This window comes from Bdellovibrio bacteriovorus (genome assembly GCF_041888015.1).
GTDB lineage: Bacteria > Bdellovibrionota > Bdellovibrionia > Bdellovibrionales > Bdellovibrionaceae > Bdellovibrio.
This window is the reverse complement of the sequence record NZ_CP168968.1, coordinates 2,461,461-2,484,663: the sequence shown is the minus strand read 5'-3', so window position 1 is coordinate 2,484,663 and position 23,203 is coordinate 2,461,461. Positions and strand designations below refer to the sequence as shown.

Here is a 23,203-nt window from a genome sequence, read left to right as displayed (position 1 = left end):
AAACCAAGAAGAAGACACATCTATGAAATTGGCAGCTTTGGGTATTGCGGGTGTTTTTATTGCGAATTCAGCCTATGCGTTGGATGCAAAGATTTCTCAGACACAATCATTAGAGTTAGAGCTTCAGGATAATTCCATTCAAGGGGATTCCCGCCCTTTACGTGTGCGGGACAGTGAATCCGGCAAGGTCGCGCAAGTGATGTTGCACCGCCGAGGTGGCCCCAACGGCCCCTGGAGTGGATTCTTTATTATTCAGTTCTTTATTGGTGATAACCGTCCGCGGATTCTTGAATTTTCTGATCCCGGTCAAGCTCCATTTTATGCCTATGCTATTCCCGGTCAGACGGTCCAACGAATTGTCTTGTTTAAGTCTGCCGATGAACTAGCCAAGTTTGTCGCTGTTCAGGAGCAAAAACAAAAAGCCAAACCGGTTGTCGCGGCTCCGGCCGCCAAGGTGCTTTCGCCGCAAGCGGTGCGCCGTCTGGAAAGACAGGCGCGTGAGGAAAAGCGCCAGCAGGAAAAGACCCAGTTGGTTCTGGAGGAAGAGCAGGCCAAGCAACGAGCTTTGATGCTGGAACAGCAGGCGGCGTTATCCCTGGCTGAAAAGAACCGTAAAAAAAACACAGCCGCCAATATGGTGAAAGAGGCGGATAAGCTTTACGCTAAACAGGACTATGCCGGAGCCGAAAGAAAATACGCGATGGCTGTCGACATGGACCCGGAAGAGGATTCTTACTACTACCGCTATGGCGTGACCTTGTACAAAGTTGAAAACTACAATAAATCTCTTGCGACTTTGTCCATGGCGGATGTGCCAGCGGATCTGTCATTGGAAAAAGATTATTATATTGCTTTGAATCACCTGAAGCTGCGTGATTATGACAAAGCCCGCAAAGAGTTTGTCGAGATCCGTGGCGAGAACGATGCGACTTTAAGTCCTATGGCTTCGTTCTTTGCCGGAAACATTGAAATGCAGCAGCAGAAGTTCCTGGAGGCTCGCTCTAGCATGGAATATGTGCTGGATAACTCCAAGGACCCGCAGTTGGATCGTTCTGCTGAAGACCTGCTTAATCAAATTGATAAAATGCAGGCCTTCTATGAAAGTAAGAAAGAAAAATTCCGTTTCACTGGGTTTGTCGGGGCTGTTTATGACGGCAACGTTTTGAATGTGGCTGAAAATAACGTGACCACCGATGTGAAGGCCTTCCGTTTGAATTACGGTGCCAGTGCCTTGGCCATCTGGCGTCGTACTCCGACCTCTGACTTTGGGACGCAAATTGGTGTGTCGGACTATTACAGCACGAACACCAGCTTCCAAGGCGATGCAGTTTTGCAAACCGCTGATCCATTGCAGTTAGATCTGAGTCTTCCATTCCATAAGGAGTTTGAATTTTCCAAGCGCTCCCTGAACTGGGAGCTTGTGCCCACTTATCGCAGTATCTACATGAGCCCGACTGGGGGCACACGTTCTGAGGTGATTCGATCTTTGGGCGTTAACACCACTTTGGCAGCCCCGGTACAAAGTGACATGCTGATGGCGGCTCGCCTGGAAGTCTCAAAGGAAGAAACCCTGCTGGATTCTTCTGTCGGTGATGATGATCAAAGCGCTCTTCGTTATGGGGTGACCTTGCTGCCGACTTGGATTCTGGATCTAAAAGGGGAGAAGTCTTTAACCCTCGATGCCGGTTATCTGATGAATCAGGCCGAGGGCCGTAATTACCGCTATAAAAGATCCTCGCTGGGGCTGACCTACGCTTTTGCGGCTTGGTGGAAAAGTAACGCCAGCTTGCGTGCAGAGTACTCCAGTCAGAACTATGATGAAGCGGTGACCACACGTATTGACTCCAACCCGATTGTGACTGCGGCCTTTAATAAGGACTTAAAGCGCAATGTGAATTGGTTGATGAGTGTTCAGTACAATGTGGGGGATTCTGATGAAGACTCTTATGATTACAACAAATTTGTTGTGACCAGTCTTTTCACCTTCACCCACAGTATCCTGGGTAAGTAGTTCTACTTGGTTTTCATGACATAGACTCCATCCCATCCTTCTGGCGGTGGGGAGTCTATGTAGTCCTGACATCGTTCGATGTAAAGTTCACAAACGGGTTCCTGGCCTTCGTAAAGATCCAATCCTTTTTTAAACAAACTTTGAGCCTCGGCAAACTTTCGCGCGTGGTAGGTCTCATAACCCTGCTGGAACAGCGTCAGCATCTCGGCCTCTTTGCCCGAAGAGCTTCCTTCACAGATCAGTTCAAAGATGCGCACGGGTTCCAGCTTTCCTTTGACGCGTACGCGGTCAATTTCACGAGCTGTGAATTTGCCTTGAATGTCGTTATAGGTGAACTCGCTGATGACGATCCGGGTGCCATATTCTTTGTTGATTCCTTCCAGGCGTGAAGCCAAGTTTACGGAATCCCCCATGACAGTGTAGTTCTGAACGATGTTCGAACCCATGTTTCCGACACTCATTTCGCCGGTATTGATGCCAATTCCGATATCAATGTGCGGCAGACCCTTGTCAGAAAATTCTTTTTGCAACTCTTTGAGTTTAACCAGACTTTGCAAAGCACAACGGCAGGCATGAGCGGCGTGCTGAGAGTCTTTCACCGGAGCCCCAAAGAAAGCCATGATGGCGTCGCCCATGTATTTATCCAGCGTGCCTTGGTTTTTGAAAACAATATCCGTCATCGGCGTCAGGTAAAGATTTAGCACTCGCGACAGCTCTTCGGGAGGAAGTTTTTCTGAAATGGTCGTAAAGCCCCGGACGTCCGAGAAGAAGGCCGTCATGCGTTCACGGCGACCGCCCAGTTTCAGATTTGCGGCATCCTTCAACAGTTCGTCAACCACGGCTGGGGAGACGTATTTTGAGAAGGTGGATTTCAGTTCTTTCTTTTTCTTTTCTTCGGTGAAGTACTTGAACAACTGAATGGCGGCAAACCCTGCCAGCGCACTGATATAGATCAGGAACGAGTGCAGAAGGATCTGTTTGTGCATGAAGAGCCACAAATCCAATCCTGCCAAAGCAGCGAGAACTACAGCAAAGCCTGCAATGGATGCCAAAGGCCCCATCATTGCCCAGGCTGTAGCCAACAAAGTGCCTCCGACCAAAAGAATCCACGGCATCATGGCCGATTCGGCATTCCAGGGTTTCAGGAAGTTTTTGTCAAAAAGGTTGGCCAGCATGGTTAGATGCAGTTCGGGTCCCGGGTAGTTAGCCTCTAAGGGAGTATTACGAAGATCATAGAGGCCCACCGCGGTGGCGCCGACGATCAGGCTGCGACCTTTGAAGAATTCTTTTTTGTCGTACTCTTTGGTTTCATAGACCAGTTGTTTGGACTGCTGGTTTAAAACACTGGTGGTGACTTTGACCATCGGGCTGTCATTGAAAAGTTCTTTGGCTGAAACATAGGGGAGGGACATCTGACGACCATAGAAGTTGATCAGCAGTTGTCCAGAACCATCCACCGGATAGCTGGTGATTTTGACCTCGGGATCTTTGGACGTGTCGTAGATATTAAACGACTCCAAAGACTTTTCACCTTTTTTACCCGTGTTCATTTTCAGTTCTGCACGGTAAGGGCCGGACAGCAGGAAGCTTTGCAGGGCCATGGACGGGATGAAACTGGTTCCAAGTTTGTGACCTGAGCGGAAGAACAGGGGATAACGACGGACGTAGCCATCGGTATCCAGTTGCGCGATAAAGCTGGCAGTGTAAGTCGCCGGTGTTTGCAGTCCCGGGATATTCGGAGTCCATTCACCATACTGAGGAATCGGATGTGTTTTGTAGGAACTGCGAATGCGTGCTAACAGATTATCAAAACTTAGGCCTTTGAGTTCAGGAGAGTCTTTGGTGACTTCGGCATAAAGCAAAGCCACTTGGGCGCGGTTTTCCCCTTTGAGGAAGACGTCTTCTTTGGTCAGCCAGGATTTGCAATAGTCAAAGAGGGCCAAAGACTGACGAGCTTTTAAATTGTTCTTCTGGAAAGTGGAAAGATCATCTCTGGATGATTTTCCCAAGCTCTTTAAAAGATCTTCCTCTTCGCGTTCCTGAATGCTGTCAAAGAAGGTTTTAAATAGAGGTGCCCAGTTCAGATCATCAATGGCATGGGTTTCTTCGTCGATGGAAAAACTGGGGTTGATTTTAACAAGCTGTTCCCCGCCGGTGGCCAGAAAAGCTTCGGCGACGCAAAGATCCTGATGGGGCTGAAAGTCGATCAGGTTTTCGCTGAAAGTTCCTAAGACCACTTTGTCTGGATTCTTTTCAATCACTTGAGCCAAGGCCTGGTCAGCGGCAGGATTGGCGGCTTCTGGTTCAGCAAAGATCACGTCAAAGGAAATGGATGTGGCTCCGTGCTGCAGAACTTTGTCGGTCATTTCCGCAATCATCTCGCGACTCCAGGGCCAGCGACCGATTTCTCGAACTGAAGCGTCGTCAATGGCGATCAGCGCGACCGGGGCCTGGCTTTGAACGGACGGGCGCAGTTTGTATTTGAAGTCATTGATGCGCAGATCCAGCACTTCCGTACTTTCCAGAAGTGGACTGTACGGGCGCTGGATGGCTGGAGTGCGCGAATAGGTGAAGTAGTAGTTGCTAAACCACGCAAAAAAAGCCGAGATTACGATGCCGATCAAGATGCTGATTTTTTCTGTCTTCATGGTGTTTTTCTATTTTAGTACACTGTTAAATTAACCTGTGTCGTTTGCCCTTTGCTGTCGATCACCTGAATTGTCAGAGGACCAGTCGCGCTTGGAGTCAACTGCAGTTGCCACAGCGGCGGATAAGGTTGTGCAACATTCACGACGGCGGCTCCTTGAGTCACTGTTGCCGTATAAGGTGGTGTCCCGCCGAAGATGCCAAAGCCGTGATACACCGTATTTGGGATGTTGGAATAGCCACCCAGATCCACAGAGAGCGGAGCCGGAAGGGGAGTCATGCGGATTTCGCTATCCATGGAGCCATAGTTTTGAGTGAATTGAGAGCTATAGCCCACAAAGAAAACACCCAGGTCATTGGTTTTCATATAAACCAAAGTTGAAGAGGTGCCTGAGACCACGTCGTATTCGTGTTGTTGGATCATGCAACTGCTGTCGGAATAGAAGGAGACAGATGTCGGTTGCTCCATAACTTCAGAGCGGGCTTGCAATGAGAATCTTATTTTTTTGTTTGTCGGAACAGTCACTAGATTGCCGGTGGCGTCACGGGCTTCAACCTTCACCGCCTGACATTGATAGACCACAGGAGAGGTGCTGGAGCCTGCTGGCAGAGTCAGCGAAAGATGATGGGCTATGGGGCCGATGTTTACGTCCGTTTTTCCTAAGGCCCCAAAACCTGCGACAGTCAAACTGATATTCGCCAACAAGCTGGTGCCAGCAGTCACGGCAAAGCGTCCCACACCATTGACCACGTTGATCGAGCTTTGTGGTGACTTGGAAATACAGTTATCTACAATTTTAATATCGGAAGGTGGTGTGTAAGTGGTTGTACCGTCCAGCTCGGTCCAGGAGAACGTGGCAGAGCCTGAGTTGTTGACTATTCTGCCCCCTTCACTGAAGAAGGCGACGACAGGATGACAGCCTTGCGGATAGACTCCGGTCAGCGTGGGGAAATTGCCGATGGGGCTAGTCGCCATATCAAGAGCTAAGGCGACACTATTCGGTGTGTTGGTGGTGTCCATGACGTTGACGTAGAGCGGGGCTGGATTTGTGAGCCCTGAAGCATTTGTTACAGCCAAGGAGAAAGAGCCCGGGGAGGCAGACTTCATATAGATTGTAGAGTCTGTCACTTGAGGGGCGAATGTCTTGGAAATGGAGATCGCCGGAGTGCCGGTGCAGTCCTTTGAACTGTACAGTATGGCTGCCGGAGTGGCAGCACCGTCAGTTGCTGCCACTGAATAGCCCAAGGATGGGAAAGGATTGACGGGCATTGTGGGACCAGACAGATTTATTGAGACAGGCCGGCACTCCCCGGACACAGGCGAACTGTGGAAGGGAGCTCCGCTAGTTGAGCTGGTATTGATACTCAGCGTGTTCGGAGGGGCTATGTCCGCGCTGTCAGCCCATACGTAAGTTGCCTTGCCATAGGGTTGCCCATCTTTACTTAAGCAGATTTGATATTGGAAGTCGCGCTGTGGCTTCCAGCCGAGAGTTTTTAAGTAAATTTTTAAGTTGCCATTGGTAGCGACAGGCAGGGGCGCAGAGCTGTGTAAGGTCCAGCCGAGATTTATAAGGCGGCTGGGTTCGCAGCTATCGGTATAAACGCTTGAACTTGTACTTGAGTTTTCATAGATCTGAAGGCCATTGAAGCCTTCAAGGGCTCCAGGTAGGGGGCGGATTTCCACATAAGCACCACCCGCATCAAGACCAAACTTGTCGCTGGTGCGGTTCACGGGATTTTCCCCAAGTCGGGTGAACATTGTTTGCAGACCGATGATACCGAAGTTTTCACCGATATCGTAAATACGGTTGTCCCAGTTAGTACCGTTGAATTTCAAGTAAGATACAAATTCTTCGGCAGCTGGCAAGGAAGCACATTCGGCAAAAGTGCGTCCGCCGACAAAGGCGATGGCCTGCGGTGTTGTCGTGGGGGTTGTGCCCGCTGCAAAATGTTTTATCGGCATCAGGTGATTGCGGCTTTCGGTGACGAAGTGCGAACTGGAGTAAAGAGTCCCGCCGTTACTGAGAGAGGACTGCACGCACACGGTTTTATTAGCAAGGTAAGAGGAGTTCTTGGCAAAGAAGCCATAGAATTTATTTTCAGGCGACCGTGGCTCCCAAGTGGAAGAGCCGGCGCTTGTCCAGCGATCGCGGAACGAAGATGGCTCAATAACTTTGATCAGATGAGGCCCGGTGGGGAGCGTGTTCGTGGTCCATTGTTCGCCCATATAGCTGCCATCAGGCAGGACATAGTCCATGGGAATATCACTGAAGGCGACCATTTCAAACCAGCCACCAAACATCATTTTCCGATCAACCAAAAGAGCAGGTTTGCCTGTGGGGCGGTAGAAGAGCTTCAGCTCTCCGCTGGGGCCTGCATTAACTGCCGTTAAATAACGTCCATGCAGACGGCCTTCAACGGTGTTTTCGCTGCCCAGTTTTTGCAATGGAACATCGAGTGTTTCTGTAGTGCCAGTCAGGGACTTGCTGACATCACCATAGTACAAAATCGCGCCATCATCAGAACCTGCCGGGGCATAAGCCGCCAGAACCTGTACCAGACGATTAGAGCCAGAAGGGATTTCCAAAGTGATTTCTGATCCCAGTGAAGAAGAGTCGCCAGCGTCCTGTAACAGGATGACGGGGTGACTCATGTCTGAGGCGGTGACTTGAACGGCCAGATGTTTCAAGCTCAAGGTGGCAGAAGAGGAGTTCATTTTGCCAGAGAGATTTTTTGGCACCTGCAAAGAGATTTTACTGCTATCCACTTTCAGACGGTCGCACCCCATGGTGAAGAGGAAAAGGAAGGAGATAACGTACTGGTGTATGCGTCTTTTCATGTAAATGAACTCCATATATAGAGGATTAGTCGGATTTTTGGGGTTTCTTCTGAAGGAGAAAAGACGGCTTGAATGAATCTTGAAATGTTCTTGTCTTAACTTGAGACACAGGGAAAGAAGGTTGCCTTTCTTCGGGATTCAAGAGTATTTTTTTGTGATGTCTGAAGAAAAAAAGCCCTACGAATTGCTAGGTGGTGAGCCGGTCCTGCGCCGTCTGACCCAAAGGTTTTATGAGATCATGGCCGCGCTTCCGGAAGTGCAGGGCGTTCGCCAAATGCACCCAGAAAATCTGCGGGGTTCGGAAGAAAAGTTATTTATGTTTCTGTCGGGCTGGTTGGGTGGACCGAATCTTTTTATTGAGCGCTATGGACACCCACGACTGCGTATGCGCCACTTTCCCTTCAAAATCGGAAAGTCGGAAAGAGATCAATGGATGCTCTGTATGGTGCAGGCCTTTGATGAACTTGAAATTGCCGAACCACTGCGCAGTGAGCTTTTGCATTCACTTTTGCATTTGGCCGATCACATGAGAAATCTTGAGGAAACTCAAGAATAGAATGTTTCGCTCAGAACGATTTTACCGGGGGCTTGAATAAAATCCCCTTAAACATACTTGTGATTCCACCGAAGAGAACAGCATAGCTTGAACGTTTTCTTGGGGGGCTATGTACGATACTAATCTGTCTCACTTTAAGACGGTGCTTCGGCCCCTTCTTTGTTTGATGTTTTTTTCTGCCATGATGGGATGCACTCTTTCAGCTTCTCTTGAAGAAAGCCTGTCTGATATTGGTACTGAAACTACTCCTCTTAATAAAAAGAACTTTTTCACCGCTCCCACGGACAAGTCCATTCAGGACTACTTCGTTCATGGAGATATTCACGGAGCCAAAACCTTCGGGTCCAAAATGTTCCTGTACGGCGCGATTTGGGGCATTGGAGGCTATGTTGCTGATGCGGCGAAGTATTCCCCGGTCACTAATGAGTTTGCAGAGAATCCGGTCCGTGGCGAGTTCTTCGGGAAGGTTGGTCCCAAGGTCTTCTCCGGTCAGGCGAATGAAGACCTTGGGGCGTATGTCATCAGTTCGTATGATTTGAAGACCGGCATCAAGGTCGATTTGATACAGGTTAACGGGCCGGTATATAAGGCTAAGATATATAAAGGTCAAATTTACCTGCTGGGTGCTTTCAGCACGGTCAACGGTTCGGCTCGCAACAATTTTGCCATTGTGAATACCGAAACGGGTATTGTGAGTAATACAAATATCAGCCTGGTCTATACATCTCCTTACTATTCGATTGCCGATCTGGATGTGTCAGATGACTATATTGCGATAGCTGCGGATCTTGTCAGCGTGAATGGCACCAATATTATGGGTAAGGTTACCCTGATAAAACAGCAGGACGGAACCGTCAGCAGCCCCAATATCACAGGATTTAAAAACTCCGCCAGTTATTTCCGCATGGCATTTTATAAGACTTATCTTTTTGTTAGTGCCTTGGATACCAGTAACTATCCTCGTTTGGTCCGTCTGGATCTGACAACGATGACTTCCGCTGCGGCAGTGACCGCGGAACTGGCAGTATCAAATAATTCATATGATGAAATCCAACATCTGGTGATTGCTGAAGATCTACTGGTCGTCGCGGGAAGGTTTACCAGACTGGGGGCGGACACCGTATCGGGAATTTTTTCTTTGAATGCAAATACTTTGGCAGTTCAAGACAGTTTAAATCTTAACAAAGGCGACCTGCAAAAAATTTCTATTTACGACGATGGCACTTCACTGATCTATGCTCCCAAACCATATTCAAATGGAAGAATGATAGATATTTACAGACTGAGTAAAACAGATTTATCCGTTGAACATACTTATTCGGTAACGGACAGTTCAGGACGTAGGGACGTGTACTCTGTTTTTTCAGAAGGTGACGAAATTTATCTGCAAGGACGGTTCGTGCTTGGCAGTAAAGTCACAGAGAAGTTGGGTATGCTGGGATATGATTTGGAAAGCGGGAAGGTGCTGGATTGGCAGGCGCCAGAGATTCAGGCCGATTGGATTTCAGCTTGGGCTTTTGACGGCGACTGGGTTTATATGGCGGGATTGATCCACGAAATCAATGGAACTGAGGCCGATGGCCTTGTGGCCTTTAATCTTAGAACGGCAGAGAAGAAAATTCTGGAAGTTAGTGTTTCGGGAGACTTGATTCATACGATGGCCATACTGGATAACGTGCTTTATTTGTCGGGTTCGGATATGTTGCCGATAAAACTAAACTTGGAAACAGGGGAAGAACAGGCGCTCGACTTTGCGGGACGTGTCTTCCATGCAAATAAGGATCATCTTATTGTATGGGGTGACGTTGGGTTGCCGGACGAGACGGTTAATACAGATCTGGCAGTTCTTGATAAGAATGGCGGGCTTGTTATGGCTGTGGACGACAGTCTGAATATTTGGGAGGACAGCGCCTTCCTAGGCGATGAAAACACTTTTTATACTTTTGTCGCTGACGACTGGTGGCAGTTTAACCTGACAACAGGGACTCATACCAAAATCGTCTATGATAGAGGTGAATTTGGTTTTCCGTTAACGACGTATGATGGAAAAATGCTGGGGTTCCGGGGCTCTGACGTTAGCACTTTGAATGTGTTTAACACTCAAGGGCAGGTCGAAAGAACCCTGAATCTTCAGACAGTGGGACACATCGTGGAATAAGCCTCCAGGGGTATAAAGCTGAAGTTCGTGACATTCACCAGGCCTCGATCCGTGAGCTTCAATGTCGGAATCACGGGCAGGGCCAAAAACGCCATCTGAATAAAAGGCTCATCCAGTGTGACGCCCAAGTTGCGGAAGGCTTTCTTCAGATCGGCAATACCGTCCTTGATTTCCTCGGCACTCTTTAAACTTAAAAGACCCGCGATGGGCAGTTCCACCAATGCTTGGATCTTTTCCTGATCAACGACGACAAAGCCGCCACCTTTTTCAATCAATGTGTTTACCGCCAGTGCCATGTCCTTCGCATTGGTGCCGATCACCATAATGTTATGGGAATCATGGGCCACAGAACTTGCCAGGGCACCCTGCTTAAGGCCTAAGCCTTTCACCAGGCCCAACGCCGGGGGAAGACCTTTGCCATAGCGTTCAATATTCGCCATATACAAAACATCTTCTTGCTCAAATCTTTGTCCATCAAAATTTAAGACCAAGTGTTTGGTGATAATTTCATGAGGCACGATTTCAATCACGTTATACACACCCGGAAGCAGATTGACGGTCAGATCTTTTTCCATCAAAGGCACCCGTTTCATCGTGTTTTCCAAAGGCGGCTGTGAGGCTGTGAGCTTTTCCTGCAAAGACTTTTCCAAATGCAATTCCGAAACAAACTGTCCGCCGATCATCACATCCTGAATATCCACCTGCTTTAGATCTTTTAAGAACACCAGATCCGCCTTCTTGCCCGGGGCCACCAGCCCCAGTCGTTTCAGACCAAAGTGTTTCGCCGCGGAATAAGTCGCCAGACGATAAGCGACGTGAATCGCTACACCGTGCTTGTTGATCAGCTCTTTGATCAGATAGTTGATATGGCCTTCGTGGGCGATTTCAAATGGATTGCGGTCGTCGGTGCAAAGCAGGCACTGTGGGGAGGAAAAATCATTCACCAGCGGCGCTAAAGTTTTCAGATTTTTTGCGACGCTGCCTTCGCGGATGATAAGGCCCATGCCCTTTTGCAGCTTTTCACGGCCTTCTTCCAAAGTGACCGTTTCATGACAGTTCTGGATGCCGGCCAGCAGATATGCATTCAAAGGTTTACCGCGCAAGAGGGGAGCGTGTCCGTCCATATTGAGGTCGTCAAAGGCCTCGATCTTGGCGTGAACGTCTTTGTCGGCATAAATCACGCCTGGGAAGTTCATCATTTCGGCCAGTCCTAAAACGGACGGATGATCCTTGAAGCTTTTCATTTCTTCCAGCGGGAAGTCGCTGCCCGTGGTTTCAAATCCCGGCAGCGCCGGAACACAGGAAGACATCTGCACAAATAAATTCTGATGCATCTGTTCCGAGGAACGCAAAAACCAGCTAAAACCCCGGCCACCCAGAACGTTGGTGATTTCATGAGGATCACAGATGGCCGTGGTGGTTCCCAAAGGCAGCGTGGCTTTTTCAAATTCAAAAGGCGACATCATGGAAGATTCAATGTGTAAATGGCTGTCAATGAAGCCCGGGGTGACAAAGGCCCCTTGGGCATCAAAAACGCGTGCAGACTTTTGATCCGCATAATCCAGGCCGACACCCACGATATGCTGGCCCCCGATGGCGATGCAAGTGGGATAGATTTCCCCGGTGATGACATCCAGAAGATTGACGTTGGTGATAAGCAGATCCAGTTCGCTATCACCCCGGGCCTGAGCCAGGCGGTTGGGCATGTCTTGAGAGGAAATTTTTTGCGTTTTCTTATTATGCAGGCTCATTGTTCTGATCTCGGGTTTTAAGGATTTGCGCCACGATGCTAAAGGCAATTTCCACCGGGGAATTGGTGCCGAAGTTTTCCCCCATCGGGCAGAAGAAGCGAGTCAAAGATTCCTGGGGCAGGCCCGCATTCAAAAGATCCTGCTTCAAGCGGCGGGCTTTTTGGTCGCTGCCGACATTGCCCACATAAGTGAAACGATCGCGTTGTTTCATCACTTCAACCAATACTGGCAGGTCTGTTCCATGTCCCATGGTCATCAAAGTGATATAAGCCTTGTCGGGGATCGAAGAAACCAGGGCCGGCATATTATCAGTGCAGAAGGTTTTTAGCTTTGATGATTTTGGCAGGCGATCAACCCATTCCTGACGGGGATCAATGCAGGTGATGCGGCAATCCAGCAAGGTCAGCATACGCACGAATTCCTGGGCGATATGGCCTGCACCGAAAACGTAAATGCTGAAGGGGTGATTCTGTTCATGCAGTTCAAAGAAGAAGCTGACCACACCCCCGCAAGTCATCCCGATATCTTTTTGCAGATTCCAGTCAGCATAAAGGTGCGGAGTTTGCGCTTGGATCATTTTTTGGGCTTCTTCAATGGCGCGCTTTTCAACTTTACCACCGCCGACAGTGCCGAACTCCAGCCCTTGAGCTGAAATCAAAGCACGAGCGCCGACTTCCTGAGGCGATGATCCCTGTTGGTTGACCAATGTCACACTGACAAAAGTTTTTCCGGCTTCTTGCAGGGTTTTGACGGCAGAAAGATAGTCTTCAAAATTCAATCTACTCATGACGGGCAAGCTCCAGCAGCATGTCTTCCGGGGTTGCCGGAGATTTAAGAGTCGAAATCAAGCCTTTGCTTTTGGCATTGGCAGCATCTTTAAGAGCGGTCCAAACACTGATTCCGAGCAGGAATGGAGGTTCCCCCACGGCCTTGGAGCGATGGACGTTCTCGCGATTCTCATGATTTTCGATAAACTCCACATTAAAGACCCGAGGAGTGTCCTGCACATTCGGGATCTTGTAAGTGGTCGGAGAATGACTGAGAAGTTTTCCATCTTTGTTGTGGAAAAGCTTTTCGGAAGTCACCCAGCCCATGCCTTGCACAAAGGCGCCGGTCACCTGACCTCGGTCAATGCCCGGATTGATTCGGCGGCCCAGGTCCATCAGGATATCCGAGCGTAAAATCTTATACTCGCCAGTCAAAAGATCGACTTGCACTTCGCTGACCGCAACACCGTTGGTGAAATACTTAAACGGAGTTCCCTGGCTGGTCTTTTTATCAAACCCCAGGCCTTCGGTTTTAAAGTGGGCGTATTCACCCAAGGACATACGGTTGAAGTAAGCTTGTTTGACGATATCTTCCCAGGAAAGAGATTTTCCAGAAGGCAGATGTGTCAACATCTTGTCTTCAAAATGGAATTCGTCAAAACGCAGTTGAGCCTCATCCAACGTGGGGCATTCGGCGATATCATTCATCGGAGTGCCTGCCAAAATATTCTGGAAAAGCCACGCCAGACGTTTTTGAATTCCCAATGCCGCCTTCATCGCTGCGGCACAGTTGATATCAGAGCCACTGGAAGCAGCCGTCGGGGATGTGTTGTGATTTTTTTCAGTCGAGGTCGCCATCACTTTGACGGCCTGAGCCGGGATGCCAAAAGCATGTGCTACGACCTGTTGGATCTTGGTGTTCACACCCTGACCCATTTCAGTGGCCCCTGTGGAAACTTGCACCGTGCCGTCTTTATGAACATTGACGGAGGCATTACCTTGATTCAGGAAGCGGGCTGTGAAGGCGATGCCAAACTTGGTCGCGGTCATCGACAGGCCTTTGACATGCGTTTTGCTGCGGGCATTGAAGGCGTCAATTTCCTGTCGGCGTGTCACATAGTCGGATGACTTCTTCAGTTCAGTGAAAAGATCCGGCAGGGGATTGTGCCCGAGGTTTTGACCATAGTGGGTTACATTTCTGACGTCTTTTTGATAGCAATTCAGTTCCCGAATGTGCAAGGAATCTTTCTTTAGATAAAGCGCAATGTCTTCGATGATGCTTTCAATGGTCATCGTCCCTTGAGGGCCACCGAAACCCCGGAAGGCCGTGTTCGAATACAAGTTCGTGCGCACGACCGAGCCTTCGATAAAAGCGTCAGACAAATAGTAAGCGCCATCGACGTGGAACATGGCCCGGTCCAGAATCGAACTGGAAAGATCGGCATAAGCCCCGCCATCGGCGTAAAGATGTGCTTTCAGCGCCAGGATTTTTCCGTCACCATCAAAGCCCACTTCATAATAGTTTTTAAAAGGATGGCGTTTCCCGGTCATCATCATGTCGTCGTCTTTGGACAGGCACAGTCGTGCCGGGCGTTTCATTTTTTGCGCAACCAAGGCCGCCATGGCGGCAAACGGGGCGGCCTGACTTTCTTTTCCACCAAAGCCTCCACCCATGCGTTTTACCACGCAGACGACTTCATGCAGACTTAAACCCAAGGCTTCAGCAACGACGTGCTGAGTTTCCGTCGGGTGCTGGGAACTGGCGTGAATCTCCATTTGTCCATCTTCCAGCGGGTAGGCAATACACGCATTGGATTCCAGATAGAAATGTTCCTGACCTCCGCATTCAAAAGCCCCTTTAAGACGGTGCGGAGCTTTTGCCAGAGCGGCATCCGCATCGCCGACTTTGAAGGCATTGGCTTTGTAGATAAAGCTTTGCTTGGCGATAGCTTCATCAATGGTAAAAATCGCCGGTCCTTTTTCCACTTCAAAGCGCACGAATTTTTTGGCGCGCAGAAGGGATTCCATGTCTGTTCCCACCAAAAGAACGGCAGGTTCGTCATAGTATCCGATCTTGTCAGCCACCAGAATGGGTTGTTCCGGAACAATCGTGCCCCAGGAGTTATGATAAAGGTCCTGGGCTGTAAAAGCGGCCAGAACTCCCGAAGCTTTCAAGGCTTCAGAGAAATCAATGGATTTAAGAGTTCCTGCAGCGGCAGGAACTCCGATGGGAAGAACCTGCACTTCGCCGGTCATCAGGGGGCGGTCATCGATAAAGACACTGCCGCCAGTGACATGGCCTCGGGATGAATCATGGGGGATGTTTTGGCCTACGGACATGGGATTTCCTGTTCAAGTTCCAAGTGGCATTTTTTAAATAAATTTTCTGCGACCTTCAGGCGGTATTCGTCAGAAGCGCGCAGATCCGAGATGGGCTTGATCAAAGTGCGAACCTGTTTTCCCAGATCAGCAAAAAGGGCTTCACTGAAATTTTGGCCTTGAGCTTTTTTCTCTAGTTCAGGCAGGCGTACCACCGTCGGACCAACACCACCCATAGCAAAACGGGCCTCGGTGATTTTTTGGCCGTCCAGTTTTAAGGTGGCAGCAAAGGTCACTGCCGAGATATCCAGATCCTTACGCAAAGACACCTTGAAGAAACGACTCTTCCATTCTGATCCCAAAACCGGGATCAGAATTCCGGTGGCAATTTCATTGGGTTTTACATCAAAGACTTTATAGGCTTTATAGAACTGACTTAGAGGGACTTCGCGAGTTCCACTGACTGACTGCAAGTGAACTATCGCATCCAAAGCCAACAGCGCCGGGATGCTGTCACCAATTGGGGAGCCATTCATGACGTTGCCCACCAAAGTCCCCTGATTTTTAATTTGCGGTGAAGCAAAAATACGTAACAGACGGGAAAGCTCTGGCAGGGTGCTTTCTACAAAGTTTTCAAGTTGAGTCAGGGTTACGCGAGCCCCCACCCAAACGCCATCCGCCCGGCGTTCAATTTTTTCAGTGTCGGAAATTTTATGCAGACTCATCACATTGTCCAGGAAAGACTTTCCTTTATTGTGAAGAACGCCGAGGTCCGTGGCCCCCGCCACCAGTCGCATTTCAGGCGATTGATTCTTCTGGTCCACAGCAACAGCCAAACTGGCAGGGGCGAGGAAGCGGCGGGTGCCGGCTTCAATAGCCAAAGAGTCCTTAAGCATTGAGGCAAAGGTGTTTCCTTGTTCAGCCGTCAGATAGCGATCTTTCAAGGACTTCCATTTGGACAGATCCAGATTGGTTGCGGCTTGCAAAATGGGCTCATAGCCCGTGCAACGGCACAGATTCCCGGTCAGATGATTGCGGGCCTTTTTCTCGGAAATACTCTTGCCAGCACATTGACTGTTTTCGGCCAACGCAGAAAGGGCACATACCATGCCCGGGGTGCAGTAACCACATTGGCCACCATGAAAGGCACGCATTTTTTCCTGAACTTCATTCAGCTCTTCTTGCGTCTCCAAACCTTCCACCGTGACCAGTGAGCCCAGGTCGAACAAGTACATCGGAGCGATACAAGAGTTGATGGTCTGGAATGAAGACCACTGAATTTCTTTTTCCGGGTTTTGCTGCAATTTTGAGGCAAGAACCGTGCAGGCCCCGCAGTCACCTTCGGCGCAAACGACTTTGGTCCCAGGTAGGGAGTGGTTGCGAAGATATTGAGCTAAAGGAAGGAATGCTTTTTCACCACCGATGCGATGTTCGACACCGTTGATAAAGACATGGATTTCGTTGCGAATTTTTGAATCAGCCATCTAAATTGGTTCTCATAAAAGGGACCCCATTTCAATAGATTTTACGGGGCCAAGCGGAATGGCCCCAATGACACGGCGCTGGGGCCGCTTGAAGCCCCGAACCGGCGCAACGAGCTTGCAGGCAACCTCCAAAAGAAAGAAAGAGCATTTCATGAAATTCACGAGTTGTAAGTCGAGGAAGGAATGTTTGGGGGCAAAATTTTCCCCTCTGCAAAGGTCTAAAAGAGGGCCAGTTCCAAACTGGGACACGACCTACTCTTTGAGCATTGCAGGAAAACAGACAACGATTGATATCAGATCGCGAAGGATTCGCGTTCAGAGGGGATAAAAAATGAAAATGAACCATCTTGTAATCGCAGGCCTCATGATGATGTCTGCTCCGGTATTTGCGAAGTCTGGTCCTGTAGAAGGTAAAATCGTTGGCGGCGTTGAGGCGTCCATCGGTGAATTCCCATACATCGTTTCTCTACAGAGCAGCAGCCACTTCTGCGGTGGATCTCTTATCAAGAAGAACTGGGTATTGACAGCAGCTCACTGCGTTCGCGGTGGCACTGTGAAGAAAGTTGTTATCGGTCTTCACGATCGTACAAACGCGGTGAATGCCGAATCTATCGCTCCAAAAAGAATTATCGCTCACCCTGGCTACAACAGCCGCACAATGGAAAACGACTTTGCATTGATCGAGCTTTCTCAGGATTCTTCTTACGCTCCAGTGGCTTTGAATCCATCTGAAATTGCTCTTCCAGAAGACGGTTCCCAAATCATGACGACAGTTGCTGGTTGGGGTACAACTCGTGAAGGTTCTTACTCTTTGCCAACTTTGTTGCAAAAAGTAAGTGTGCCATTGGTTTCCACTGAGGCTTGTAACAAGTCTTATAAAAACGAAATCAAAGACAGCATGATCTGTGCTGGTTATGAGTCCGGTGGTAAAGATTCTTGCCAAGGTGACTCTGGTGGTCCACTTGTGGCTCAAGATCAAAACAACCAAACATACCTTGTTGGTGTTGTGAGCTGGGGTCAAGGTTGTGCACGTGCTAATTACTACGGCGTTTACGCTAAAGTTAGCAACGCTTACAGCTGGATCACTGAAACTGCTCAGTAATTCTGCTTCAAAAAGCTAAAACTTAAAAACCCTGGGGCAATCCCGGGGTTTTTGCTTTTGATGAGTCTGTTTTGACGGTCATTTAGCGGCAGCGTTCCTTGCTCCATTGAGCAACTTCCGGGGCCTTGGATTGACTGGCGCTAAACCAACGGGCTTCCTCGAAGACCCAGACGAAGTCCATTTTGAAGGTGCTGTAAGTGTTGACGTAATGCAGGCCTTCACAGATCCCTTCCAAGCCCTTGTCCGTCATGTACCAGTCTTCGTGGGTGCCGATGATTTCACTGCGATTTTGTTGTGAGTCCTGACAGGTGTAAACGCAGGTCCACTTTCGTTTGGTTCCATACCAGGTTTTTTGATAGAGCAGATATTTTTTGCTGAAAGGATCGGCAATGCAGTTGCAGGCCTCTGCCTTAAGGGGGGAGCCTAGTGGCAGGATGAAGGCAAAGGCGAGAAGAAGGAATAAGCGGTTTTTCATTTGCTGTTAAGAACTGCAAACCAGACTCCAGAGCAGGAAGCATCCCCGTGAGGCTTAGAGTGTCCAAAGCTTCGACAGTGCCCAGATTTGTTGTTTAGGTGTCCCGGTGTTTTTGTGCGTTGTAAGCCTTGCGCCCTGCGCGGTGTTGCAATGGCAACTCGTTGTTGGCCAGCAGCGCGCTGGATAAACTGGCACAGCGATCCAGCAGTTCTTTGGACGCTTCCACCAGGGCATGGCTATGTTGAACATAGCGGACATTGTGCTCCATGTTCTCAGAGTTCCAGCCAAGAGAATGAGCGATGAAGGGAAAAGGGGGAAGGTGAAATCCCAACTCAGAGAAAAATCCCATCAGGTGTCCGGCGACGGACTGCACGTTGTCCTGGCCTCCGGTGATGATGAAGCCGGCAACTTTATTGTGAATAAGCTGATTGTTGTGGGTGGTGATCTGGTTTTGAATGCAGTTAAAGCGCTCGGCCATTTTATAGTATAAAGAGCTGGCCGAACCCCAGCGAATAGGTGTCGCCAAAATCATAATATCAGCCCAATGAATCAGATCTTCATAGATGCGGTCCAATTGATCGTGTTCGTCCAACTGCGTAAGTGAACACGGCCAGGTGCAGGCATGGGCACTTTTGGAATAAAACCCTTCGCAGTGCCGAAACTTCAGGTCGCGCACCTTCTGCAGATGAGTCTCATAGCCTTTATCTTGGGCATAATTTAATGTTTCTTGCAGCAGCAATTCCGAAGTCGAAATGCGTGGGTGCAAAGAGTCCATCACAGTTGTTGAAATCCCGACCACACGCAGAGGTCCGTCTTTGCGCTCGGGCTTTCGTGTCAATGGGTGCGGAGCATGAGCCAGCTTATTTCGTGTGGTGGCATTGCCAAGATCAATCCACAGTTCTCCATTTTCAATTTTGAGTGGATAGCTGGGAACGCGATCGGCTTCAAATCCGGGTTCGCCTTCACCGGTTTTGTAGTGGAACTTGTAGTAGTGCCAAGGACACACGACATAGTCGCCTTCCAAGTGACCATCACCCAAGGGGCCGCCGACATGATTGCAGACTCCGGAAATAGCCGTGAAGTGATTGTTTTTGTAGATCAAAGCCACTTTGGTGCGGTGAACTTCGAGTTGTTGAAGTTCTTTTTGCTTTAGCTTTTCTACAAGACCAAGTTTATTCCAAGTCGGAGATGACGCCATACCATATTGAAGCCGTAAATATTTGCAGAGAGAAGAGTTTCAGAGGCTTCCATGATGAATGGCATGCAGTGGAGGGAGGCGATTTCGACACTCGGTGTTGTGTGATTAACCCTTAGGCAGATGTGTGCTGTCCCTATTCTGGGGATAGATGCTCCTAGAATATTGGTGGAACACTTTAGAGCCTAAATAAGACGCAGAGGATTGCCCTTCCTGAATGAAACCCCACACAATGATGTTTATGGAGGAGCTAGTGGCAGCAGAAGATGAGGGCACAATGGCAGATATTCGCAAACGCCTTGCAGAGGTTCTACAGAGTGTAATTGAAGAGATGACATCTTGTTACGACAAGGTAGAGGTGAGTTTCACGGAAGGCGATAAAACAACAGTGTATAGAGTGGTTGTTCCTGAAGAGGTGCGTGGAAAATTGATTGGTGCCCAAGGAAAGAACATCATGTCATTGAGAAATATTATCGGCGCAATGAGTGGCAACCACGGATTTAGAGCGATTATTGAGCTTGTTATTTAAAAGGCGAGCGTTCCCTTGCTTTGGCAAAGGGAACCCTTATGTCATTTTAACCTTGCAACTTCGTCATTAAATGTAAAAATTCCCTCATGTCAGCTGAGGGTATAATGTCTAATAAATTCGGAGCCCTGTTAAAAACTAAACTCGAGGAGATTCAAAAGAAGAACCCGCGGTTTTCTTTTAGATCATTGGCCAAAAAAGTGGGGATTTCTCCCGGTTGCCTGAATGAGTTGATGCACGGCAAGCGCCCTTTGAGTGAGTTTTATGCCAACAAGATTGTCTTGGGTTTGGAACTTGGATCTGAAGAGCGTAATGAAGTTTATTCTTTGATTTCCACGCGTTCGCGTAAATTTGCAGCTCAAAAAGTTTTGATGGAAAAAGAGATGTCGATGCTTTCCAGTTGGGAGCATTACGCGATCTTGAACATGATTCGTATGAAGACGTTCCAATCTGAACCCGAATGGATTGCCGAGCGATTGGCGCTGCCGGTGGAGCGAGTGCAGAAAAGCTTGGAGCTGTTGATGGAGCTGGGCTTTATCAAGCGCAAAGGCAATTCCATTGCGCGTTCGGTGGGAAGTCTTGCGACAACGGAAGATATCCCAAGTCAGGCGATTGTAAATGCCCATCTGTCAGATATGAGCAAAGCGATGGAGGTCTTGCAGACCACCACTCCGGATGTGCGTGATTTTTCATCCATCACCATGGCGATCAATCCTGAAAAGTTTGATGAAGCCAAAAGTCTTATTAAAAAATTCCGTCGTAAACTGTCCATGCTGGTGGAAGAGGGTGATATGACGGAAGTGTACAACTTGAATATTCAGTTCTTCCCATTGACTGTTCAGAAAAGAGAGAAAAAGCCTTTATGCTAAGAGTGTCCTGTTTGTTGGCTCTATTGGTATTGTCTGTTGGAGGCCCTGCACAGGCTCGTATGGGCGGTGATGAAAAAGGGAATGGGGGCAGTGTTATTTACTGTCCTCATAATCAGCCTTGGGAACGTTACGAAGTTTTGGATCTTTATGAAGCGCGTGCGGTTCAGACATTCCGTCTTAAGCTTATAGAAGGTTATTCTTATCAGGAAGTCCTGGGTAAGATGATTGACAGGCTGGCAGGAGTCAATCCGACCCGAGCCAAATTGTACCAGTCTTATGCGAAGACCTTTGAACAGGAAGCTCGCATGATTGCGGATGCTGAATTTACGGATGTCCCGGATCGTGGCTGGGGTGCTTTGCCGAAAGGCTGTCAGTTGGTACAAGGGGCTGTGCAATACAAGCGCCCTAGCATTGCTGGCTATAGATACTTTATCAATAAGGATGTCTGGGATTCGATGGATAACACCCAGCGTGCGGCGTTGGCTTTGCACGAGATCATCTATCGTGAAGGCCTGTTGCCGGAAAATGGATTTCAGAGTTCCAATGGCGTGCGCTTGCTGAATGGATACTTGCATTCCGAATATATGCGTAATGTGTCTTTGCGAAATTATGTCGATGTGATTCAGCGCTCGGGCTTGCAGGCTATCGACATTCAGGGGTTCCCGGTCATTCTGCATGGCGGGGGTCTGGGACAATCAGGCGACGGGAGCTATGCGGTTGAGTTTTATGATTCCGGGACTGTCAAAAATGCTATTTTGGCCCGGTCATTTGAGGCCCCGGGGCCGCATGGAAAAAAGGCTCCTTTTATCTGCGGAACTGAGGCGAAAGGTCCACCGGCCGAGATCCAGTTTTATCCCACTGGCGTGATTCAGCGTATTCGTCCACAATGCACAAGCCTGGGGTTTGTCCTTTACAGTGAAGAGTCTTATGGCCAAATGACGGCTTTTGATGTGCAGTACGATGCCGACGGGAATATCAGCTGGGCATCGCCGTTACAGTTTGAATTGAAGCATCCAAACTACCATCTGCGTGCGAGTAAAATCGGTGGACGGGTTGAGTTCTTCCCTACCGGGGAGGTTCGTCGGATGTATATCGGGCATCAGTTTGCTGATTCCAACACGAGTTGGATTCGTGTGGATGGGGGCGAAGGGCGAACCTTGGTGGAGCTTGAGAAAAACGATATCTATTTTGATGTCGTGGGACGCATAGTTGATATGAAGCTGTTGCCTCGTCAGAAGGCATACTGAGAGTGACACCCGCTGGAGATACAGCGGGTGCGGCTTTTGAATCTCTTATTTACCTGCCAAACAGGTTCAGACAAAACGTTACTAAAGCAGCGTTAAAGAAATCAATAAAACAAGAACCAACCAACGGTATGACCAGGAAGGCTTTCGGAGCCGGACCGTATCTTTGTGCCAGCGATGACATATTGGCCATCGCATTCGCCGTTGTGCCCATCATGAAGCCGACGTAGCCGGCGCTCATCACTGAAGCTTCATAGTCTTTACCCGCCACCCAAAATGCGGGTCCGATAGCCGTGACCGCCACCAAAATAGCCTGAAGAACGAGGAAGACGATGATCGGTAAAGCGGCATGGCGCAACTCTTCCAGCCGCAACGACATAATCGCCATGGCAATGAACAAGGTCAAAGCCACGCCGCCGATTTCCTCGATCCATTCAGATTTGATCTTAAATACGGGTTTAACGTCTTCGATATTGCGAACGACCGCCGCAATAATCATCGAGCCAATGTAAACGGGCAGAGTGATCTGTAAAGAACTGATCCAGGAACTCAAAGTGGTTCCGATTCCCATGATAAAGACCAGAGCCAATACATGCAGCAGCAGATCACGACCCGGGAATGATTTCAGGAAATGGGAGTCGTCATGCTGTTGTTGTGTATGCAGATGCGTTTCTTTCAGGCGTCTTTTGTTGATCAAATAGGTCGCCAATGGGGTGCCGACCAGGCCACCTAAGACGATGCCTCCCATGGCTGTAGTCAGACCGATGGCGGAAGCGCCTTCTACACCAGCGGCTTCAAAGGAAGGTCCAAAAGCCAAAGCGGTTCCCGGACCCCCGGTCAATGAAACTGCGCCGGTCAGAACACCCATCAGCGGGTGCAGGCCCATCATTTTGGCGGCACCAATGCCGGCCAGGATCTGCAAGATCAGACCGCAAATCGTCAGCAGCAGGAAGAAGACCACCGCACGGCCCCCTTCTTTCAATAAACGCAAAGAAGCGGAGTAGCCGACAGAGGCAAAGAAAGCGATCATCAGGCTTTCTTCAAAAGCTTTGTTGAAATGAATCTCAAAGAGTCCCTGACTTTTCAGAAATGAAATAACAATGGCGACAACAAAGCCACCAATCACAGGTGAGGGAAGATTGTACTTCTCAATGAAGTGAATCTTGCTTTTAAGATAGCGGCCGAAATAAACGACCAGCGCGGCGAGGGCAACTGTTTGAAAGGATGTCAACGTCATGCGTTTAAGCCTAACGTGACATCC

16 protein-coding genes are annotated in these 23,203 nt (G+C 49.0%); 7 read left to right on the top strand and 9 right to left on the bottom strand.

Annotated elements, in window-relative coordinates; genetic code table 11:
• Window positions 1–22: 22 nt before the first annotated feature.
• Entirely contained in the window at window positions 23–2,011 is a 1,989-nt protein-coding gene (locus ACES2G_RS11890; RefSeq protein WP_347359519.1) for a tetratricopeptide repeat protein, read from the top strand.
• Between the two features lie 2 nt (window positions 2,012–2,013).
• Here the strand turns inward: ACES2G_RS11890 and ACES2G_RS11885 are convergent, their stop codons facing one another.
• Both ACES2G_RS11885 and ACES2G_RS11880 read right to left on the bottom strand, forming a co-directional pair.
• Window positions 2,014–4,659, bottom strand: coding sequence for an adenylate/guanylate cyclase domain-containing protein (locus ACES2G_RS11885; protein WP_347359520.1), 2,646 nt, complete (start codon window positions 4,657–4,659; stop codon window positions 2,014–2,016).
• A 14-nt stretch (window positions 4,660–4,673) separates the two neighbouring features.
• The gene (locus ACES2G_RS11880) at window positions 4,674–7,496 is read right to left on the bottom strand and encodes a hypothetical protein (RefSeq protein ID WP_374000262.1); all 2,823 of its coding nucleotides are present in this window, start codon (window positions 7,494–7,496) and stop codon (window positions 4,674–4,676) included.
• Window positions 7,497–7,653: 157 nt separating this feature from the next.
• Between ACES2G_RS11880 and ACES2G_RS11875 the strand changes: the two genes are divergently transcribed.
• Window positions 7,654–8,052, top strand: a complete 399-nt coding sequence (locus ACES2G_RS11875) for a group II truncated hemoglobin (RefSeq protein WP_374000261.1) — start codon at window positions 7,654–7,656, stop codon at window positions 8,050–8,052.
• Window positions 8,053–8,161: 109 nt separating this feature from the next.
• The gene (locus tag ACES2G_RS11870) at window positions 8,162–10,210 is read left to right on the top strand and encodes a hypothetical protein (RefSeq protein WP_374000260.1); all 2,049 of its coding nucleotides are present in this window, start codon (window positions 8,162–8,164) and stop codon (window positions 10,208–10,210) included.
• Here ACES2G_RS11870 and adeD read toward each other — a convergent pair.
• Genes adeD through ACES2G_RS11850 form a run of 4 tightly spaced genes read right to left on the bottom strand, consistent with a single transcriptional unit; the run spans window position 10,183 to window position 16,531 of the window.
• A complete protein-coding gene (gene adeD, locus ACES2G_RS11865) occupies window positions 10,183–11,961 on the bottom strand; it encodes an adenine deaminase (protein ID WP_374000259.1) in 1,779 nt (592 codons plus the stop codon). The two genes, ACES2G_RS11870 and adeD, sit on opposite strands and share 28 nt — an antisense overlap.
• On the bottom strand, window positions 11,948–12,748 hold the full coding sequence (locus tag ACES2G_RS11860) for an XdhC family protein (RefSeq protein WP_374000258.1): 801 nt from the start codon (window positions 12,746–12,748) through the stop codon (window positions 11,948–11,950). Before ACES2G_RS11860 ends, adeD begins: the two co-directional genes overlap by 14 nt.
• On the bottom strand, window positions 12,741–15,068 hold the full coding sequence (gene xdhB / locus ACES2G_RS11855; protein WP_374000257.1) for a xanthine dehydrogenase molybdopterin binding subunit: 2,328 nt from the start codon (window positions 15,066–15,068) through the stop codon (window positions 12,741–12,743). Before xdhB ends, ACES2G_RS11860 begins: the two co-directional genes overlap by 8 nt.
• Complete coding sequence (locus ACES2G_RS11850; protein ID WP_374000256.1) at window positions 15,059–16,531, bottom strand: xanthine dehydrogenase small subunit; 1,473 nt, start codon at window positions 16,529–16,531, stop codon at window positions 15,059–15,061. Before ACES2G_RS11850 ends, xdhB begins: the two co-directional genes overlap by 10 nt.
• Before the next feature lie 331 nt (window positions 16,532–16,862).
• Here ACES2G_RS11850 and ACES2G_RS11845 point away from each other — a divergent pair, with 331 nt between their 5' ends.
• On the top strand, window positions 16,863–17,633 hold the full coding sequence (locus tag ACES2G_RS11845) for a serine protease (RefSeq protein ID WP_347359337.1): 771 nt from the start codon (window positions 16,863–16,865) through the stop codon (window positions 17,631–17,633).
• A gap of 82 nt (window positions 17,634–17,715) precedes the next feature.
• Here the strand turns inward: ACES2G_RS11845 and ACES2G_RS11840 are convergent, their stop codons facing one another.
• Window positions 17,716–18,108: a hypothetical protein gene (locus ACES2G_RS11840; RefSeq protein ID WP_374000255.1), complete on the bottom strand. Its 393-nt coding sequence runs from the start codon at window positions 18,106–18,108 to the stop codon at window positions 17,716–17,718.
• Window positions 18,109–18,202: 94 nt separating this feature from the next.
• Window positions 18,203–19,306 (bottom strand): Rieske 2Fe-2S domain-containing protein, encoded by a 1,104-nt coding sequence (locus ACES2G_RS11835; protein WP_374000254.1) that lies wholly within the window; start codon window positions 19,304–19,306, stop codon window positions 18,203–18,205.
• Window positions 19,307–19,556: 250 nt separating this feature from the next.
• Between ACES2G_RS11835 and ACES2G_RS11830 the strand changes: the two genes are divergently transcribed.
• The 3 genes from ACES2G_RS11830 to ACES2G_RS11820 all read left to right on the top strand — a co-directional run bounded on the left by ACES2G_RS11830 (window position 19,557) and on the right by ACES2G_RS11820 (window position 21,945).
• Window positions 19,557–19,832: a KH domain-containing protein gene (locus ACES2G_RS11830; protein WP_347359340.1), complete on the top strand. Its 276-nt coding sequence runs from the start codon at window positions 19,557–19,559 to the stop codon at window positions 19,830–19,832.
• A gap of 104 nt (window positions 19,833–19,936) precedes the next feature.
• Window positions 19,937–20,698: a DUF4423 domain-containing protein gene (locus tag ACES2G_RS11825; RefSeq protein WP_374000252.1), complete on the top strand. Its 762-nt coding sequence runs from the start codon at window positions 19,937–19,939 to the stop codon at window positions 20,696–20,698.
• A 2-nt stretch (window positions 20,699–20,700) separates the two neighbouring features.
• Entirely contained in the window at window positions 20,701–21,945 is a 1,245-nt protein-coding gene (locus ACES2G_RS11820; RefSeq protein ID WP_374001898.1) for a hypothetical protein, read from the top strand.
• Between the two features lie 49 nt (window positions 21,946–21,994).
• Here ACES2G_RS11820 and gltS read toward each other — a convergent pair whose 3' ends face one another.
• Window positions 21,995–23,179 carry a sodium/glutamate symporter gene (gltS, locus tag ACES2G_RS11815; protein WP_374000251.1) on the bottom strand — a complete coding sequence of 395 codons (1,185 nt, stop codon included), beginning with the start codon at window positions 23,177–23,179 and terminating at the stop codon, window positions 21,995–21,997.
• Between the last annotated feature and the right edge of the window lie 24 nt (window positions 23,180–23,203).

Excerpts from the sequence above, each read along its gene's own strand:
- ACES2G_RS11860 (WP_374000258.1), bottom strand. The coding sequence starts at position 12,748 with ATGAGTAGATTGAATTTTGAAGACTATCTTTCTGCCGTCAAAACCCTG.
- ACES2G_RS11840 (WP_374000255.1), bottom strand. The coding sequence starts at position 18,108 with ATGAAAAACCGCTTATTCCTTCTTCTCGCCTTTGCCTTCATCCTGCCA.
- ACES2G_RS11825 (WP_374000252.1), top strand. The coding sequence starts at position 19,937 with ATGTCTAATAAATTCGGAGCCCTGTTAAAAACTAAACTCGAGGAGATT.
- xdhB (WP_374000257.1), bottom strand. The coding sequence starts at position 15,068 with ATGTCCGTAGGCCAAAACATCCCCCATGATTCATCCCGAGGCCATGTC.
- ACES2G_RS11835 (WP_374000254.1), bottom strand. The coding sequence starts at position 19,306 with ATGGCGTCATCTCCGACTTGGAATAAACTTGGTCTTGTAGAAAAGCTA.
- gltS (WP_374000251.1), bottom strand. The coding sequence starts at position 23,179 with ATGACGTTGACATCCTTTCAAACAGTTGCCCTCGCCGCGCTGGTCGTT.
- ACES2G_RS11870 (WP_374000260.1), top strand. The coding sequence starts at position 8,162 with ATGTACGATACTAATCTGTCTCACTTTAAGACGGTGCTTCGGCCCCTT.
- ACES2G_RS11845 (WP_347359337.1), top strand. The coding sequence starts at position 16,863 with ATGAAAATGAACCATCTTGTAATCGCAGGCCTCATGATGATGTCTGCT.
- ACES2G_RS11880 (WP_374000262.1), bottom strand. The coding sequence starts at position 7,496 with ATGAAAAGACGCATACACCAGTACGTTATCTCCTTCCTTTTCCTCTTC.
- ACES2G_RS11850 (WP_374000256.1), bottom strand. The coding sequence starts at position 16,531 with ATGGCTGATTCAAAAATTCGCAACGAAATCCATGTCTTTATCAACGGT.
- ACES2G_RS11875 (WP_374000261.1), top strand. The coding sequence starts at position 7,654 with ATGTCTGAAGAAAAAAAGCCCTACGAATTGCTAGGTGGTGAGCCGGTC.
- adeD (WP_374000259.1), bottom strand. The coding sequence starts at position 11,961 with ATGAGCCTGCATAATAAGAAAACGCAAAAAATTTCCTCTCAAGACATG.
- ACES2G_RS11885 (WP_347359520.1), bottom strand. The coding sequence starts at position 4,659 with ATGAAGACAGAAAAAATCAGCATCTTGATCGGCATCGTAATCTCGGCT.
- ACES2G_RS11890 (WP_347359519.1), top strand. The coding sequence starts at position 23 with ATGAAATTGGCAGCTTTGGGTATTGCGGGTGTTTTTATTGCGAATTCA.